Source organism: Segatella copri (assembly GCF_015074785.1).
In the GTDB taxonomy this organism is placed as follows: Bacteria; Bacteroidota; Bacteroidia; order Bacteroidales; family Bacteroidaceae; genus Prevotella.
On sequence record NZ_CP042464.1, the window covers coordinates 2,732,710 to 2,750,441 of the forward strand.

Below are 17,732 nucleotides of genomic sequence, written 5' to 3' on the forward strand. Positions count from 1 at the left end.
ATTATATATTATGTATAGTGTTAGTTATATGAACCTCCAGACCTTAGAACTCCAAGTTGAAGCCCATCACTACCTTCCTTGAGGTTGGATAACCGCCTTTGTCGATACCCATACCCACTACATCATTGGTAGAAACCTCAGGGTCGAAGCCTGGGTACTTGGTGATGGTGAAGAAGTCATCAAGAGACACATAGAGGCGCAAGTTACTGATTGCTACCTTCTTGAGAAGAGTCTTCGGCAAACTGTAGCCCAACTGAATCTGCTTAATCTTGAAATAAGATCCATCATATACCATTGCGCTGGATGTAGCATACTTGTCCATATTGTTGGCACCAGCACGTGGCTTGCTTCCATTAGGATTGCTCTCCGTCCAACGGTCGTCATAGAAGAGTTCCTTCATCTTGTTGACCATAGGGAAGTCGGTACGGTTGATACAGTTGAATATCTTGTTGCCTGATGCACCAGAACCAAATACTGCCAAGTCGAAACCTTTGTAAGCTGCGGTCAAGGTGATACCATAGGTGAAGTCTGGAATGGCACTACCCAAGTCCATCTTGTCATCATCGGTCAAATCACCACTATCGTTCAGGTCGGCAAAAGTTGGATCGCCCGTCTTTGGGTCTATGCCTGTAAACTTATAGCCACGGAAGTAATACACAGGATAGCCCTTCTCGAAGTATGTGAGAGGCACATTCATAAAGGTAGTACCCTGCAAACGAGTCAAGGATGGGTCGAGATAAGTAACCTCGTTCTTCAAGGTAGCGAGGTTGCCACGTACACTGTAGCTGAAATCACCGATGTTGTCTCTCCAACCGAGTTCAAACTCGAATCCCTTGTTGCTTACGTTACCAGCATTGATAGGAGATGTAGTACCGCCGATAACCAAAGATGGAGTGGTACCACTCACGAGCAAGTCCTTGGTCTTCTTCACGAAATAGTCCATGCTGAAGTTCATTCTGCCAGCGAAGAGGAGCGCATCAATACCCAAGTCGGTCTGCTCTGATGTTTCCCACTTCAGTTTATCGTTACCCATACTAGATGGAGTAACAGAAGTTGTATAATTATTACCAGGAACTAACGGATAAATGCTACCCTGCGCCATATCGGTGCTGTAGGCATAGCCACTCAAGGCAGCCAAGCTACCATTCTGGCCCCAGCTGGCACGCAATTTCAAACTAGCCACAACATCTCTTAAAGGCTCGAAGAACTTTTCCTCAGAAATGGTCCAACCTCCAGACACAGCTGGGAAATATCCCCAACGATTGGTAGCTGGAAGCTTAGATAAGTCGGCAGCATCTGCACGGAGGGAAGCCTGCAGATAATAACGATTTTTATAATCGTAACTCAAACGACCAAAGTAAGAATACTTGGCTGAGCGAGTTTTCTCACCACCTACAGACTTGGTAGCAGAAGCGGATGCGAAATTCAGATAGTAGAACAATGGATTGTTTTTCTTGACAGCGTCTTCACCATTAGCCTGCAAACCACCCTGCACGTAATCATAGGTAGATTCTTGGAAAGACATACCAACCATGGCATTCACGGTATGGTCACCAAACTTCTTCATATAGTTGGCAAAGTTTTCCCATTGATAATAAATAGAGGTAGAAGAAGTTGCACTCTGATCTACATAATTACGGCTTTGCGTTTGATTTCCATAGTAAGGAAGTGAAGTGGAAGAACTGCGAGTACCCGACAAACGGTAACCAAAGCGAGAAGTAATCACAAGATCCTTGATAGGCTTGAAATCTGCATAAATGGAACCATTCACATTGAATCCACTGTTGCGAGATATGCCATTGTCACGCATCACGAATGGGTTGTATTGCTCACCGTTATAGAAAGCAGACACACCATAGTAGTTACCATTGGCATCTGTCAAGAGGTGCTTGCCATCGGCCAAAGCTTTTGCCATGTGGGCTGGGAGATTATCTGGAGCATAGGTGACAGGAGTCAATGGATCCATAGAAAGCACAGCTGCCATCATAGAACCATACTCAGTACCCTCTGAAACAGAACGAACGTTATACTTTTCAATCTGGTTAGTAGTGCCCACCTTCAACCATGGCTTGATCTGATATTCAGCATTGATGGTAGCGGTGAGACGACGATAGAGGTCATTATTACCTCTTACCATACCATCATTGTCAAGATAAGTAAGCGAAAGATAGTAGTTGCCATTTTGGTTACCACCCATAAAGCCCAGGTTGTGCTTCTGCATCTTACCCTTACCATAGATGGCATCTACCCAGGAGGTATTGGTTGTTCCATCCCAATTCTTCAAGAGATAATCCTCGGTAAAGGTCTTACCTTCTTTCATATATTGGATATATTCTTCGGCATTGAGCAACTTAGGCTTTTTAGCAAGCGATTCGATGGTATATTGGAAATCATATGTTATCTTTCCACTACCCACAGTACCTTTCTTCGTAGTAATGAGAACCACGCCATTACCTGCCTCAGCACCATATATGGCAGCAGAAGCGGCATCCTTCAACACTTCCATAGATGCTATGTCATTAGGATCGATACCACTAATATCGCCTAGGCGCACACCATCTACTACATAGAGAGGATCGGAAGAACCATTGGAAGAGAAACCACGGATACGAACGGTTGGTGATGCACCCGGACGAGCAGAAGAAGAGACAATCTGTACACCTGCGGTCTTACCCTGAAGAGCAGACTTGGCATTGGTGATGGTACGATTTTCCATATCCTCTTTCTTCACCTGAGAGATGGCACCTGTTACAGAACTCTTCTTCTGTACACCATATCCTACTACTACAACCTCATCCAGCACCTTGTTGTCTTCCTTCATATTTACCTTCAACTTGGAGGTGATGGCTGCCACCTCTTTAGTCTGATAACCTAGATAAGAGAAGACCAAGGTCTTTCCTTTTTGTACCATGATGGAGAAATCTCCATCCAATCCTGTGACGGCTCCACCCTTGGGGTCGTCCTTTACCTTGATGGTAACACCGATCAGAGGCTCAGCATTCTGGTCAACAACCAGACCCGTCACTTTCATCAGTTCCTGCGCCAAGGCAGCAGAACCGGAAATCATCAATAAGAACACGAAGGTCAGGAACCTTCTGTAATCATTCATTTTTCTCATAGATTTTACTCATTAAAGATAATACTTTATTAGTTAAGCTTTTATTCTTGTAAATCAGTTAATTGTTTACGGCTGCAAAGGTAGTACTTTTTATCATACACCTTTTTCTAACTTGTTTTTTTGTGTTACGTTTTTGTTCAAAATGGGGTTTTCTATATGTTCAAAAACTTGCATATTTGTTAAAAAACTCTTATAAACCTTGTATATATCAAGGTTTTATAGTACTTTTGCAGCAACTATCAAAACCATCGATTATGAAACGAACAAAGGTATTTTATAACGTACTCATCCTCTTGGCAGCCCTTCTTCTTACTGCTTGCCAGGACCAAAAAGACATCCCCGAAGTCTCTTCAACCGAGAAGAACCTCGTCCTGTCTGATCATATCTCCAACCAAAAGGTGATGAGCATCTGCGAAGACAAATACGGACAAATCTGGATAGGTACCTTCCGTGGTCTCAACAAGTATGATGGCAACCAGTATCACCAATACTACTGCGTGGACGATTCACTGGGATTGCCCGACAACCATATTACCGACATTTATCGTGACTCCCACAACCGACTCTGGGTAGCCACCGTCTATGGCGTATGCCTATACCAGGCCAATGGCAATTTCAACCGAGTAAGTATCAATGGCTCTAACAAGAACATCGAAAAAATCCTGGAAGACAAGGAGGGAAGAATCTTCTTCCTCACGATGACAGACCTATATCAATATGACGAAAATACCAACACAGCCATCATCAAGCTCTCCAAGATGGTGGAGAAGAACTGCTATAACTACTCTTGCCATATAGACCGAAAAGATGTGATGTGGATTGTTACCTCTTACTCTGTCAAGGGATATCGCACCCAAGACCTCAAACTTATCGTCCAAAGCCCTGTACAGAGTTATCCCATCGCCTCTTTTCTCCTCGATGGGCATCAGCTCTACATCTCTGGCTACAATGGAATGCAGCTCTTTGATACGGATACTAGGAAATGGGGGGTCTTCCTGCAGCATTGCAAGGCTTGCAAATCCCCAACGACATGGTCAACTGCATCCATCCGTATGGCGCAAAAGGCAACCTTCTGCTTAGCACCACCAAGCACGGATTACTCTATTTCAATGCCCAGGAGGGAACCATCCTGCCACAAAGCGACAAGAATTTCCCATTCGAAGAGCCTGATATGCAAGTCAACAAGATGTTAACCGACTCCAAGGGCAACCTTTGGCTCGGGTCTGAAGACGATGGCGTAAAAACCATCTACAGATACAAGGATATGTTTAACAGCATGCCTGCCCTTCAACGTGCCATCGGCAAACAGCCCGTACTCTCCGTAGCCGCCGACAGGAATCACCACCTTTGGATTTCTACCAAGAAGAACGGACTCTATATGTATGACTTGCAAACCCAGCAACTCAAGGACATACCGATGGTTTCCTACAGCAACGGCAACAAGAAGAATGCCATCATCAACATCTTTGTGGATAGCAGCAATCATCTATGGCTAGCCAATGGCGACCATGTGGCAAAGTACCAATACGATGGCAACAATCTCAACAAGGTAGCCTCCTACCCTTGCTTCATGCCTATGGACATCAGCCAAGATGCAAAGGGAAACATCTGGGTATCCACGGCATCCGTCAACATCTACTGCATTTCAGCACAAAGTGGAGAGATGACCAAAAAACAACTCTTCCCTACCACTTTCTGCTTCATTCCCAGCATCATGCTCTTACAGAATGGCAGCATGCTCATATCTGCCTTCTACAAACCTATCCTGGAAATGAAGGGAGACAACTTCGATGTCCAAGAGTTTAAAGTGAATCCGGATGACTGGAAGAAGTGCATCAAGCGAAATGTGTATATCCCAACCAAGAACTATCAAGACCGCAAGGGCAACATCTGGTTGGGTACAGTTACCAACGGACTCTTGAAGTATGACGCAAAGAGCCGCAAGCTGACCACCATAGCAGGAATCTCCTGCTCCGACATTTCAAGCATCGAGGAAGATAGAGATGGAAACATTTGGGTCAGTACGCTGTATGGACTCAACAAGGTAGATGGAAAAACAGAAAAGGTAATCACCTACAACGAGGCTGACGGTGTGAAAGGCTTCCAATTCTACGATAGGGCATCGTGCAAGCTGTCAGATGGAACTCTCATCTTCGGCGGTACCCAGGGACTCACCATCTTCAATCCACAAAACGTAAACACGAACCAAAAGATAAGTCTGCTTTTCGAAACACTCAAGGTACATAATGAGATTATGCTTCCTAGCAAGAATGGATGTATCGAGGAGAGTATGGAAGAATCACCCCATATCCACCTAAGCTACAAACAGAACAGCTTCAGCATCGCCTTTTCTGCCATCGACTACAGCGACTACAAGCACATCCATTACTTCTACCAAATGGCAGGATTCGACAATACATGGATTGATGCAGGCAATAACAACGAGGCGTACTACTCTAATCTGCCAGCTGGCAACTATACCTTCAAGGTCAAGATGGTAGGCAACGACTCCGACAATATCATCGCCGAAAAAAGCATACAGGTAAGCATCGCCCCTGAGCCTTGGAACTCTTGGTGGGCATGGTGCCTATACCTTATTATAATGGGATGCGTCGGCTTCGTGATCTATCGGCAGAAGATGCGCATCAGCATCGAGAAGAACATGGTTCAAAAGGCTAAGGATGAGAAGGAGCAAGAACTGCGCGTCAACAAGATGAACATGAGTTTCTTCGCTAACATCTCGCATGAGTTCCGGACACCACTCACCATGATTTCGGGACCAGTGGAACAACTCTGTGAAAGTGAAAGCATCAACAAGCATGACAAGTTGCTATTGAACATCATCAACCGAAGCGTGGATAGAATGCTGAGACTCGTCAACCAGTTGCTCGACTTCAACAAGTTGGAGAACGACACGCTCCGCTTGCACGTCAAGCAAACCGACATTATCACCGAGATGAAGCGCATCATGGACCTCTTCATCGTGAATACAGAGGAGAAAGGTATCACCTTGAACTGTCACGGACTAGAAGGTTCTTACCTGATGCTTCTGGATTCCGACAAACTGGAAAAGATTATCAACAACCTGATGTCCAACGCCATGAAGTTTACCCCTCGTGGCGGTAAGATAGATGTATCTTTCGACACCGGTACCACTAACAAGGGAGAACAGATTATCACCATCACGGTGGCTGATACAGGCAAGGGAATCCCACAGAATGAGGTGGAGAATATCTTCAAGCGATATTATCAGTTGAACAACCAGTCCACAGGCACCATCAACTGGGGTACTGGCATCGGACTCTACTATGCCCGCAGCCTAGCCGTCCTTCACCATGGCGATTTAAAGGCGGGCAATCGCAAGGACTGCCAGGGAGCCATCTTCACCGTTACCCTGCCTACCGATGAGAGCCTCTATGCCACCAACGAGAAAGCCCCTTTGGAGCAAGACCAGAAGATGGCTTTTCCACTGCACGACAGTCAGAAAGTGGCAGACAAGGTAAGTCAAGATAACAGTACAGACAACCGTCCGAAAATACTCATCGTAGATGACGACACCGAAGTGGTGCATTATCTTCGCACCCTCCTGGCATCATCCTATCGCATCATCTATCGTTTCGATGCCGAGAGCGCCCTGAAGGCGACAAGGGAGGAAGAACCTAGCCTCATCCTCAGCGATGTGGTGATGCCGGGAATGAGCGGCTATGATCTCTGCAAGGAAATCAAGCAAGACATCCAACTCTGCCATATCCCAGTCATCCTGGTAACGGCAAAGACCACCACCGAAAACCAAGTGGAGGGTCTGAACAGTGGAGCAGATGCCTACGTTACCAAACCATTCACCCCCAAGGTTCTCCTGGCAATGATCTACTCACAACTCACCAACCGTGAGAAGACCAAGACCATCCTAACCAACGCCACGGAGACCGACAAGAACGTGGAAGAAGTGCTGTCGCCACAAGACAAACTCTTCATGGACGAACTCTATCATATGATGGAGCAGGAACTAGCCAACTCGGAATTGGATGTCAACAAGGTAACGAAACTGATGCACATCTCCCGCACAAAGCTCTACTACAAGGTCAAGGGACTCACAGGAGAGAATCCAAGCGTCTTCTTCAAGACCTATAAGCTCAATCGTGCCGCCACCCTCATCGTGGAAGGGAAGTACAACATCTCGGAGATTGCCTACATGACGGGATTCAACACTCTCTCCCACTTCTCAACCAGCTTCAAGAAGCAATTTGGATGTACACCGAGCGAATATAGTAAGAAAACTTATTAAATTTTGATGCGAAACAGGCCTATTATGGGAAAAAATGCTTATCTTTGCATCTAGAATGGTTTAATAATAGAAAAAGAAAATAAATTATGAACGCAATTCACACAGACAATGCGCCTGCAGCTATCGGTCCATATAGCCAGGCTATCGAAGTAAATGGTTTTGTTTTTGCATCGGGTCAGATTCCTATCGACCCTGCAACAGGCAATTTCGTAGAAGGCGGCATCAAGGAGCAGACTCGCCAGAGCCTCACCAATGCCCAGAACATCCTGAAGGCAGCAGGTACCGACCTTTCTCATGTGGTTAAGACTACAGTTTATCTGAACAGCATGGACGATTTCGCAGCCATGAACGAGGTATATGCCGAGTTCTTCAGCCAGCCATATCCAGCCCGTTCTGCCGTAGCTGTAGAGAAGTTGCCAAAGGGTGCCCTCGTAGAGGTTGAGGTTTTGGCTGCCAAGTAATTCTTCCTTTTTTCTATCAGGGAGTAAAGTTTCAAGGTGAAAATATTCTTTAGATGGTATCAAGCATTACATTAAAGAATCTGATTATAGGCTATCGTTCGAAGCATCGGCTCCGGGCGATAGCCTCACCTGTTCATGCCTCGCTCCAAGCCGGTGAACTGATCTGTCTCATCGGAGCCAACGGAATGGGCAAATCTACCTTACTCAGAACTTTAGCCGGATTTCAGCCAGCGCTTGATGGCGAAATCCTGATTCAGGACAAATCTCTTTCCGATTTCTCAGCCCAGGAACTCGCCAGAGAAATCAGCATCGTTCTCACATCGAAGACAGACCATGCCCAGCTCTCAGCAGAAGAGATTGTTGGCATAGGCCGTTCTCCCTATACCGGTTTCTGGGGCACATTATCTGCTGCCGACAAGCAGATTGTTGCTTCTGCTCTTCAGGAAACGGGCATTCAGCATCTTGCCCAGAGAAACATCAGCGAACTGAGCGATGGTGAGCGCCAGAAGGTAATGATAGCCAAAGCCCTAGCACAGCAAACCCGCATCATCATCCTGGACGAGCCAACCGCCTTCCTCGATTTCCCCAGCAAGATAGAAACCCTACAGATGCTCCGTCGCCTGGCGCACGAACAGCATAAATCCATATTACTGTCAACCCATGACGTAGAGTTGGCGCTCCAGCTCTCCGACCGTCTCTGGCTGATGGAAGAAAGCCGTTTTTCTATTGGTACTCCTAAAGAACTGGCTGCCGATGGTTCCTTATCCAGATTCATCAATCGTGACGGCATCCGATTCAACAAGGATTCCCTCCGCATCGAAATCAAATGAGTTTTCGTAATTGATTTTTTCTATGGTTGCACGCAAGCACATGAAGAAAAATTCTCAAGTGGCTCAGTTTGCTAACTCAAGTAGCTCAATCTGCTAACTCAAGTAGTTCAGTCAGCGAGTTCAGACGTCTCAGTTAGTTGATACAGACGTCTCGGTAAGCCTACGGATACGGCTCCGTTAGCCTACGCAGTCATATCTGTAACCCGATGCAGTCATATTCGTAACCCAGCGCAACCATATTCGTAACCCAGCACAGCCATATTCGTAACCCAGCGCAACCATATTCGTGAATAAGTTTTAGATAATTATCTATCATCCATCACGATTTACATACACCACGCGCATTAATACACTAATATACTGATACTTAAATAGCGTGATAGATACTCCGGAAACGGGAATATCCATTACGCTATACAGAAGAGATAATTACCTCATTATCAAACGTTTAAAGATTTAAAAAGAGGAAACGTGAGGGATGTGAGGGATAAAAAGAGGAAAAAACTTATAAGGGCGTATACAGAAATGGTTTGCCAGCGTATTATGCTATCTTGGCCCCTCATCATTGATATTAACGTAAAAAACATCAAAAACGATAAGAATCTCAGGGAAAAGCATCTCCTTATCCTAGGAAATGTGCATTTTTGCACCTACGGAAACCTAGGAAACGTGTAAAATATAAGATTACAAAACCTAGGAAACGTGTAAAATCTAGCCCTTTGAAAGCTAGGATACGTGCAACAATAAGAATACCAGGAAGTTATGAGACGTAAAATCTACAATCAATTATTAACAGAACTTTCGCATGTGGTTCAAGTACGGGCTGAAGGCTCAAAAGCTCCTAGCCCAGGGCGCGTGGAGCAAACTTGCGTATATATTGTCAATAGAAGCGCTTTCAACCGTACAGGTTGCCAGATTTACTATTTCCGTTTTTGCTGTTCTCTTATTATCCTAACCGTCAAATCGGCAAACTTTTTTATTGCTGCCTGAACCTGTCCTCGTCCGAAAGCCCAGAAGATGAGGGCGGCAGAGGCTGGTGCAGCATGTGTTCCTACATACTGGCGCATTTTAAGAACCGTGCAGTTTTCAATACCAAGTTCTTTCATGGCAGCGAATACTTGGGCTGCTGGTACTTCAAAATCAGCCTTAGTGCGCTGATCTCTAAGTACCAATGCGGTCTTGTTTACCTTAACTACCTTGTATTCCTTATTGGCGTTACTGCGATATGTCTTGATAGACTTAATCTTTTGAATAAAGTTATCGAATGTCAACATATTAATATCTTCCGTCATAACTAATGGGGTTTAAATGTTGTGGTGATAAGCAAATCATTCCACCTTTTTGTTATAATTCTCCTCTATTATGGTGCAAAAGTAAGTTTTTTCCGTGAAAAAACCAAGAAAAAATGCATTTTTCTAGAGCATGTACAATATATTCTTTTATCAGGTATCTATTTACATCTTTTTAATTGCCAAAAACTTGCATGATTCAAAAATTAGCCGTATCTTTGCGGCTAAAGATAGGAATAGGAGAAAAGATTATGGCAAACAATGAATGCAGAAAGCTGCCGGTAGGCATACAGTCTTTCAATGTTATCAGAGAGGAAGGATACCTCTATGTTGACAAAACTGACATGGTTTGGAAATTGGCGAACCAAGGTTTAAAGTATAATTACTTGAGCCGTCCTCGCCGATTCGGTAAGTCTGTGCTTGTTGATACACTCCAGGCTTACTTCGAAGGAAGGAAAGAGCTCTTCGAAGGACTGAAAATCATGGAGTTGGAGAAGGAATGGAAACAGTACCCGGTTATTCGATTCGACATGAGCCGAGGGGGAGCGACTGCAAATGAAGTTAAGGCATACCTGGATCGAACTTTTGATGTTTATGAGAAATTATATGGCATCCATATCAAACCAACAGATTCACTAGGAAACCGCTTCGACCTCATCATTAAAACCGCCTATGAGCAAACAGGGCTCAAGGTTGCCATTCTTATCGATGAGTACGACTCTCCTCTCCAGCACTCGTGGAAAACTCCCGAGCATGAGGGTTGCACAGAAGTATATAGAAGCGTGTTTTCCATCTTGAAAGCTGATGATGCGTACCAACGTTTCGTCTTCATTACGGGTATCACCAAGTTTACCCAGATTTCTCTTTTCTCGGTACTCAACAACCTGACCAATATCAGTTTCCTTCCAGAATATGCTGCCATTTGCGGTATTACAGAAGAAGAAATCGGGGAAAACTTCAAGCCAGAACTGGAAAGAATGGCCGAAGTGAACGAGTGGACCCTGCAGCAAACTCATGATAATCTGAAGGATTACTACGATGGCTACCATTTCAGTCGCAGAAACATGGTGGACATCTACAATCCTTTCAGTCTTCTCAACGCGCTCGACACACAAGACTTAAGCTGTTTCTGGGTTTCATCAGGAGCTACCTCCATGCTACCTAAGTTTGTAGATAACATGGAGTTGCGCTTACGGAATTTCGAAAATTGTCCGATTTTACGCAAGACTCTTGAGAGTTCTGACGTAATAAATGGTGGTGCCGAACTCTTTCTCTATCAGACGGGATACCTTACCATCAAGTCGAGCGATGAATTTGGCTATTTCTTAGGTTTCCCAAATCAGGAAGTGAAACAAGCTCTTTACGAGGTTGTACTGCCAAGCCTGACCATGAAATCAGAAAGCGATATTATCAGTCTGCAAGGCAGTCTGTTCCGCCAATTGGGTACCGGGCAAATCGCAGATGCCATGAAAACGTTGAAAGCATTGGTTGCCGATGTGCCTTACAGCAACAAGAAACTTGCCTCGATGGATATGGAAGAGCGCTACCGTCTCATCATCAGTACTATTCTGAATGCCATCGGTCTGAAAGTGGAGGTAGAGCATATGCTTGCAACAGGAAGAATCGACCTCATCGCCCAAACTTCACGCTACATCTACGTGATAGAACTGAAACTGAAAAACAATGGTGGAAAGAAGGCTGCCATCCAGCAGATACTGAATAAAAAATACCTGGAGCCTTTCATGGTTAACAAGCGAAAGGTGATAGGCCTCGGCATCGAACTGGACGAGGAAGGCAAAGGGCTATTGGATTGGGGAATTACTGAAGAATAAAAACATAGAAGAAGAGGGCGTGCAAAAACTATATTTTGCACGTTCTTTTCTTTTTTCCGATTCCTACAATATCTCCAACTGATCCTTTACCGCCTTATAGCAGCGGCGGGAAACCGTGATTTCTTCCTGGTCGAAGGGAGGAGAAAAGATGCAGCGGAGCGTATAATTCTCGATGCAGAGAAGATAATCGAGATTGATGATGCAATCCTGACGCACCTGAGCCAGAGAAGGCGACATGGAAAGGATGGTCTTTGCCGTGACCTGCCTCTTCAATTTATAAACCTGCCCATTCGACAACTTCAACTGCCAAAGATGAGTAACCTCATCAAAAGTGCAACTGAACACATCATCGGGCTTCAACATCAATAAACCCGAAATGGTCTGAATGGCAAGACGCTTGGCTGCTGTTCCCAGCATCCCATTCATTCCCGAAAAATCCTGAGCCTTCTGAGAAGCCAAGACTGATTCAGAAGAACAGGAAGAGGACTCTGGAACGGAAGAAGCATCTTCATCCACATCATCTCCATCTTTCATTTTCTGCCGGATTCGGTCTACCACCAGTTCAAACTCATCCTGCTGATAAGGTTTCAACAGGAAATCGAAGGCAGAGGCTCTGAGCGCATCAATCATATACTTATCGAAGGCGCTGTAAAATACTACGATAAGTTCCATCGGAATTTCATCTCTCAGAGATTGCAACACCTCAAAACCCGTCTGTCCAGGCATTTCAACATCGATGAACAGCACATCGGGCTGTATGCTCATCACCAGATTCTTTGCCGATACCGCCGAAGAGGATGTGGCAATCACCTCAAAATCTTCCAGAGTTGCCAAATCATCCTGCAACCTGTGGATGCTCTGTGGTTCATCGTCCACAATCACAACCTTAATTCTATCTTGCATGTTATTTCGTTTTAAATTCTTATGAAAAGTTTCTTACTTAAAGACATTATAATCGTAATTACATGGAACTCCGATACTTACACATATTCCTCTATTCCTGGTACCACCCTTCTCTTCTGATGCTCCTCTGTTGCTCTGCATCTTGAAAAACATCTTGCGTTCGTTGCTTGCATTAAGCATTTCGATGGTACTGTTCAGAATTCTCAATCCGGTTCCCGTACTGGCAGCACAATTTTTCTTTTTCTTGCCAACGGTACCCGAAACTCCACATCCGTTGTCTGTAACATCTATGCGGAGCATATCGTCCTCAACCCAGATGTTTACATCCAGCAAAGGCTTATCTTCCGTCTCTTTCATTCCCACAAAAGCATGTTTCAAAGCATTCTCTACAGGAATCTGGATAATCATAGACGGCAGCATGAGCTTCATATCCACATCCTTGGCAACATGGAACTGAGGCATCGGAAGGAACGGATTGGTTTCATGGCGAAGAGTAGAATAGCTCGTCACCATCTGCAGTTCCTCTTCCAAACTTACCGCCATCTTATCGCAAGAAAGCAAGTAGGCACGCAGTACCTGTATCAGGAGCTGAAGCGGCTTGACATCAACTTCCTTCGGAAGATTAGAGACAAAGATATTGAGCACATTAAACACGAAGTGAGGCGGGAAACGATTGCGCACATTCTCCATCTTCAGAGCCATCATCCGGTTCATCTCCTCATGATGCTGATGCTTGCTGCGCAACCATTTGTAACGGAGGAAAGCGATGAGAGCCAATACGCTCATTACCAGCAAGCCGATAATCAGGAGCAGGATGACTCTAAAGGATCTTACCTCTGCTTGCGTGGTGCTAAGGGATAAATCACGGCGAACGATGGCCGTATCCTGCTTGAATCTCAATTCATTCTCCTGAACATTCGAAACCATCGTAGCGTTACGGAGCGAATCGTCGTACTGATTCATCAGTTTCTGATATTGCAGAGCCTTGGCATATTGTCCCTTGCGCTCACAAAGAGCCGCCAGTCCCTTATGATAAAGGTAAAGATAATTAGGCGACATCTTGGAGAGATCGTATGGCTTGTTCAAAATCTCAGTAGCCTTAGCCAGACTATCCTGCTTCAGAGCCAGAGATGCATTCAACCCATCCACATAGAACTGTACATCGCTCTGCATGGAGGGCTGGGCAAAGAAGAATTTCGTGGTAAGAGTCAGATATTTCTGTGCAGAATCCAACCGGTTGAGTTCCAGATAAGTCTGTCCGAGATTAGCATCAACAATAGCCGTTGCCAGGGGCTGTTCCATCTGCCGTGTAGCCTTTTGAGCCTTCAGGAAGCATTTCAGAGCCTCAGCCGGTTTTTCCTGACTGCTGTACACATTTCCCCAACTGTTGTAAAAGAAATGAACATCTTTCGGATTCTTTGGCGGATACAGGCGTTCAGCCTTCTGGAAATAATGATGCGCCAGCTGATAGTTCTGCAAATCATTATAAACCTGTCCCAGTCCTGAGAGAATACTGTTCTGGGCTTCATGCTGATTCAGAGAATCTGCCAGGAAATAGGCACGGCGATACCAGGAAGAAGCATCCGCCAGCTTACCCATCTGTCTGGACGCATCGGCAATATTGATACATACATCAATCGCCTCGCCGCAACTGTCAAGGTTCATGATTTCATGATAAGCTTTCTCATAATAATTCAAAGCCTCCTTCCTCTTGCCGGAAACCAGCAAAAGTATGCCTTGCAGATTATCAGCACAAGAAAGAATTCTGTTGTCAGGAGTTTGTTTGCAATAAGCGTTAACCGAATCTATCAACGACTGGCATTGGGCATCAGCCCCCTTCATATAATAACATTTAGCTATTAATAATTTTTTCCATTGATCGCTTTTATCGGGATTACCTTCACATTTGAAATTTCTTATCAGCATGATCATCGAATCAGGATGACTCTGCATGAGAGATTGGTGACCGGACACAAATTCATCGATATCTTTATGCCACGACTCATCACCCTTCTGCCGATGAGAACAAGCGGCAAACAGCAGCATCAGAACGAATAGCCACAGAAGGCACAGTCCGTTCTTAATCTGCATCGTCATTATCTTTCTATATACACTTACCATGATAGACTATTTAAATGAATTTATGTTTCAGTTGCGAAAGTACAACAAAAAATCCAAATAGACAAAAAAATAACTGAAAAACTCATTTTTTATACCCGTTGGCGGAATTAATTTAGCGCATACTTAACCCTGCCAACCGGTCTGTTGTTTACATAATTAATATATTGCAAGACTGTAAATGCGCTGATTTTCCCGATGATTCGGGTAAACAGTCCTAGTGTTTGCTTAGCATAGTTTCGGAAGAGCATGAAGTGATCACAAAGTTGAGAGAAATTTGTCTCGATTCTCTTCCTCGCCTTAGCATAAGGCTTAAATGTTGGTCGCCAATTCTTCATGTTCAAGCGATATGGAACTTCCAACTTGATGCCTACAGAAGAAAACAAGTCTTGCTGTAGTTCCGCACTGAGGTAAGCTCGATCGCCAAGGATGCAACAGTCATGGAATTGAAACTTTACATCTTTAAGAAAATGAATGTCATGAACATTAGCTGGACTCAGGTCATACGAGTGGATAACTCCACTTAACCCACAGACAGCGTGGAGTTTATACCCAAAGTAGTATATCTTCTGAGTAGCGCAATAGCCAAATGCAGGAGAGTTTGTTACGTCTGTTCCTTTCATCTTGCAACGCAAGCCTCTGGACAAGCGACACACCTCTATTGGTTTGGAATCTATGCAGAAATATTCTTCTGCACCATCCATCTTTGACGCTATGCGCTTACGAATCTTCTCACATAGTTCCGCAGTGAACTTTCGCCTGTCATTGAACTGGCGTCGAGAAATCAGATTTGGCATATCTGCCTTATACTCCTTCAGCCTATCGAACAAGTTGTTTTCACTGTCGATGCTAAGATGCTCGGCTGTCAAGCTCAAAGCAACAACTTCGAGGTCTGAAAAACGTGGTACGACTCCTGGGCGAGGAATATTTCCTAGCTCATTAACTAAATTTTTGGAGAAATCCTTGCATATCTCAAGAATTTTTACGAAATTTGCATACAAGTTGTGCATAGCGTGAAATATATAACTTTATAATTGGACACTACAAAGTTACTAAAAATCAACGAGATGCACAACTTTTTTCTCCATAAAAATATACTAATTTTCAGGCGGTTTTTTAATTCCGCCAACAGGTTTTTTATATAAAATATGAACTAAAACGCGTTTAAATGTGTATCTTTGTAGCATGGAAATGCATTTATTCAAAAATATAGAACTAAATAATATACCTGAAAGGATGAACAATCCATTCAGCTACGAACCTCATCCGCTCTGCATCGAAGCATGCAGAGAGTTGCAGGATGAACTCTCACAGCGAAACGACTGGCGGGAGGAAATAGATCGTGGAAAGATGTTCGGCGTACTTATCGTAGAAGCCGACAACAGTAAGATTGGCTATCTGAGAGCTTATAGCGGACAGATTGGCGGCAGAAGCGACTGGGAAGGGTTTGTTCCAGCCGTATTCGATTATCTCCAACCCGACGGATATTTCAAGAAACATGAGGCTGAGATTTCGGAAATGAACCAGCAAATCAGACAGTTTGAAGCCAACGAAACCCTGAAAAAGGCAAAAAGCCTAATTGATGATTTACAGCAAAAGCGCCAGGAAGTTATCGCAAACTATCAGACAAAGATAAAAGAAGCGAAAGAAAAGCGAGATGCAAGGCGCCAGGAAGCCCTTTCTGCTGGAAAATCTCTGAGCCAGGAAGAGGAAGAGGCGATGATAAAAGAGAGCCAGTTTATGAAGGCTGAACTGAAGAGGCTGAAAAAGTCGATAAACGAAAAGACGGCGTACGAAACGCTATATGAAAACTACGAAAAGGACTTGAACAGGGCGAAAAAGCTCCGCAAAGAGCTATCAGAAGCACTTCAGCAATGGCTGTTTTCGAAATTCCAGATGCTGAATGCGGAAGGAGAAACCAAGGATCTGCTGGAGATTTTCAAGGACGAGGCGGTTAAGATTCCACCTGCCGGAAGTGGAGAATGCTGCGAGCCGAAACTCCTGCAATACGCTTACCTGCATGGCTACAAGCCTCTGCAGATGGCGATGTTCTGGTGGGGAGAGAGTCCGAAAGAAGAAATCAGACATCATCTTCAGTTTTATCCTGCCTGCAACGGAAAATGCAAACCGATACTACATTGGATGCTGCCTAAAACTGTCTTTGAAACCCAACAGACCGAAACTACTATATATAATAAGGTGGAAACGCTCTACGAAGACCGTGAACTGGCAGTCATCTATAAGCCCGAGGGTTTACTCTCGGTTCCGGGGAAAGATGCAGCCCAGCCTTCCGTCTACGCTCTGATGCGCAGGAAATATCAGGAAGCTACCGGTCCGCTCATCGTCCACCGTCTGGACATGGCAACAAGCGGACTGATGATTATTGCCAAGACCGAGTTTGCCTATCATCGCCTGCAGAAGGAGTTTCTGAATCATCGGGTTCAGAAGAAGTACGTAGCCATCGTTTGCGGAAAAGACAAGGAATCGTGCAACCGGATTCTGAAAGAAGCAGAAAGCGGAAGAGGTTACATCTCGCTTCCTCTAATGGCAGATTTCCTAGACCGTCCACGACAGATGGTAAACCGCGAACAGGGCAAGGAAGCCATTACAGAATACGAGGTTCTAGAGCGTATTGACGATACCCATCTTCGCCTGGCGCTCTATCCTAAAACAGGCAGAACGCACCAGCTGAGAGTGCATTGTGCTCATCAGGAAGGTCTGAATGCCCCTATCATCGGCGATCCGCTCTACGGCAACGAGCCGGCAACAAGACTGCATCTTCATGCAGAGGAAATCACATTTGAGCACCCGATGACGGGAAAGAAGATAACTATAACAAGAAAGGCTGATTTCTAACCGAAACCAGCCTTTCTTCATATCTGCGGATGACAGAATC

9 protein-coding genes and 2 pseudogenes are annotated in these 17,732 nt (G+C 44.7%); 6 read left to right on the top strand and 5 right to left on the bottom strand.

Going from position 1 to position 17,732, the window contains the following annotated elements; all coding sequences use genetic code 11:
• Nucleotides 1-43: 43 nt before the first annotated feature.
• On the bottom strand, nucleotides 44-3,118 hold the full coding sequence (locus tag FO447_RS11350) for a SusC/RagA family TonB-linked outer membrane protein (protein ID WP_200756416.1): 3,075 nt from the start codon (nucleotides 3,116-3,118) through the stop codon (nucleotides 44-46).
• A gap of 401 nt (nucleotides 3,119-3,519) precedes the next feature.
• Here FO447_RS11350 and FO447_RS16110 point away from each other — a divergent pair.
• The 4 genes and pseudogenes from FO447_RS16110 to FO447_RS11365 all read left to right on the top strand — a co-directional run.
• Nucleotides 3,520-3,669, top strand: a pseudogene (locus FO447_RS16110) (two-component regulator propeller domain-containing protein); the annotation flags it as partial.
• Nucleotides 3,670-4,148: 479 nt separating this feature from the next.
• Nucleotides 4,149-7,403: a hybrid sensor histidine kinase/response regulator transcription factor gene (locus FO447_RS11355; RefSeq protein ID WP_234698993.1), complete on the top strand. Its 3,255-nt coding sequence runs from the start codon at nucleotides 4,149-4,151 to the stop codon at nucleotides 7,401-7,403.
• A gap of 86 nt (nucleotides 7,404-7,489) precedes the next feature.
• A complete protein-coding gene (locus FO447_RS11360) occupies nucleotides 7,490-7,864 on the top strand; it encodes a RidA family protein (protein WP_006848032.1) in 375 nt (124 codons plus the stop codon).
• A 53-nt stretch (nucleotides 7,865-7,917) separates the two neighbouring features.
• Nucleotides 7,918-8,694 carry an ABC transporter ATP-binding protein gene (locus FO447_RS11365; RefSeq protein ID WP_200756418.1) on the top strand — a complete coding sequence of 259 codons (777 nt, stop codon included), beginning with the start codon at nucleotides 7,918-7,920 and terminating at the stop codon, nucleotides 8,692-8,694.
• 920 nt (nucleotides 8,695-9,614) lie between these two features.
• Here the strand turns inward: FO447_RS11365 and FO447_RS11370 are convergent.
• Nucleotides 9,615-9,986, bottom strand: coding sequence for a hypothetical protein (locus tag FO447_RS11370; protein ID WP_117727359.1), 372 nt, complete (start codon nucleotides 9,984-9,986; stop codon nucleotides 9,615-9,617).
• Nucleotides 9,987-10,234: 248 nt separating this feature from the next.
• On the opposite strand from FO447_RS11370, the gene FO447_RS11375 reads away from it, so the two are divergent.
• Nucleotides 10,235-11,815 (top strand): ATP-binding protein, encoded by a 1,581-nt coding sequence (locus tag FO447_RS11375; protein WP_234698994.1) that lies wholly within the window; start codon nucleotides 10,235-10,237, stop codon nucleotides 11,813-11,815.
• Between the two features lie 63 nt (nucleotides 11,816-11,878).
• On the opposite strand, the gene FO447_RS11380 is transcribed toward FO447_RS11375, so the two are convergent.
• The 3 genes and pseudogenes from FO447_RS11380 to FO447_RS11390 form a co-directional block, all read right to left on the bottom strand.
• On the bottom strand, nucleotides 11,879-12,718 hold the full coding sequence (locus FO447_RS11380) for a LytR/AlgR family response regulator transcription factor (protein ID WP_200756420.1): 840 nt from the start codon (nucleotides 12,716-12,718) through the stop codon (nucleotides 11,879-11,881).
• Nucleotides 12,719-12,751: 33 nt separating this feature from the next.
• Nucleotides 12,752-14,815, bottom strand: coding sequence for a tetratricopeptide repeat protein (locus FO447_RS11385; protein ID WP_181975265.1), 2,064 nt, complete (start codon nucleotides 14,813-14,815; stop codon nucleotides 12,752-12,754).
• 131 nt (nucleotides 14,816-14,946) lie between these two features.
• Nucleotides 14,947-15,932, bottom strand: a pseudogene (locus FO447_RS11390) (IS982 family transposase).
• A gap of 89 nt (nucleotides 15,933-16,021) precedes the next feature.
• On the opposite strand from FO447_RS11390, the gene FO447_RS11395 reads away from it, so the two are divergent.
• Nucleotides 16,022-17,692 carry an RluA family pseudouridine synthase gene (locus FO447_RS11395; protein WP_200756422.1) on the top strand — a complete coding sequence of 557 codons (1,671 nt, stop codon included), beginning with the start codon at nucleotides 16,022-16,024 and terminating at the stop codon, nucleotides 17,690-17,692.
• Nucleotides 17,693-17,732 lie beyond the last annotated feature (40 nt).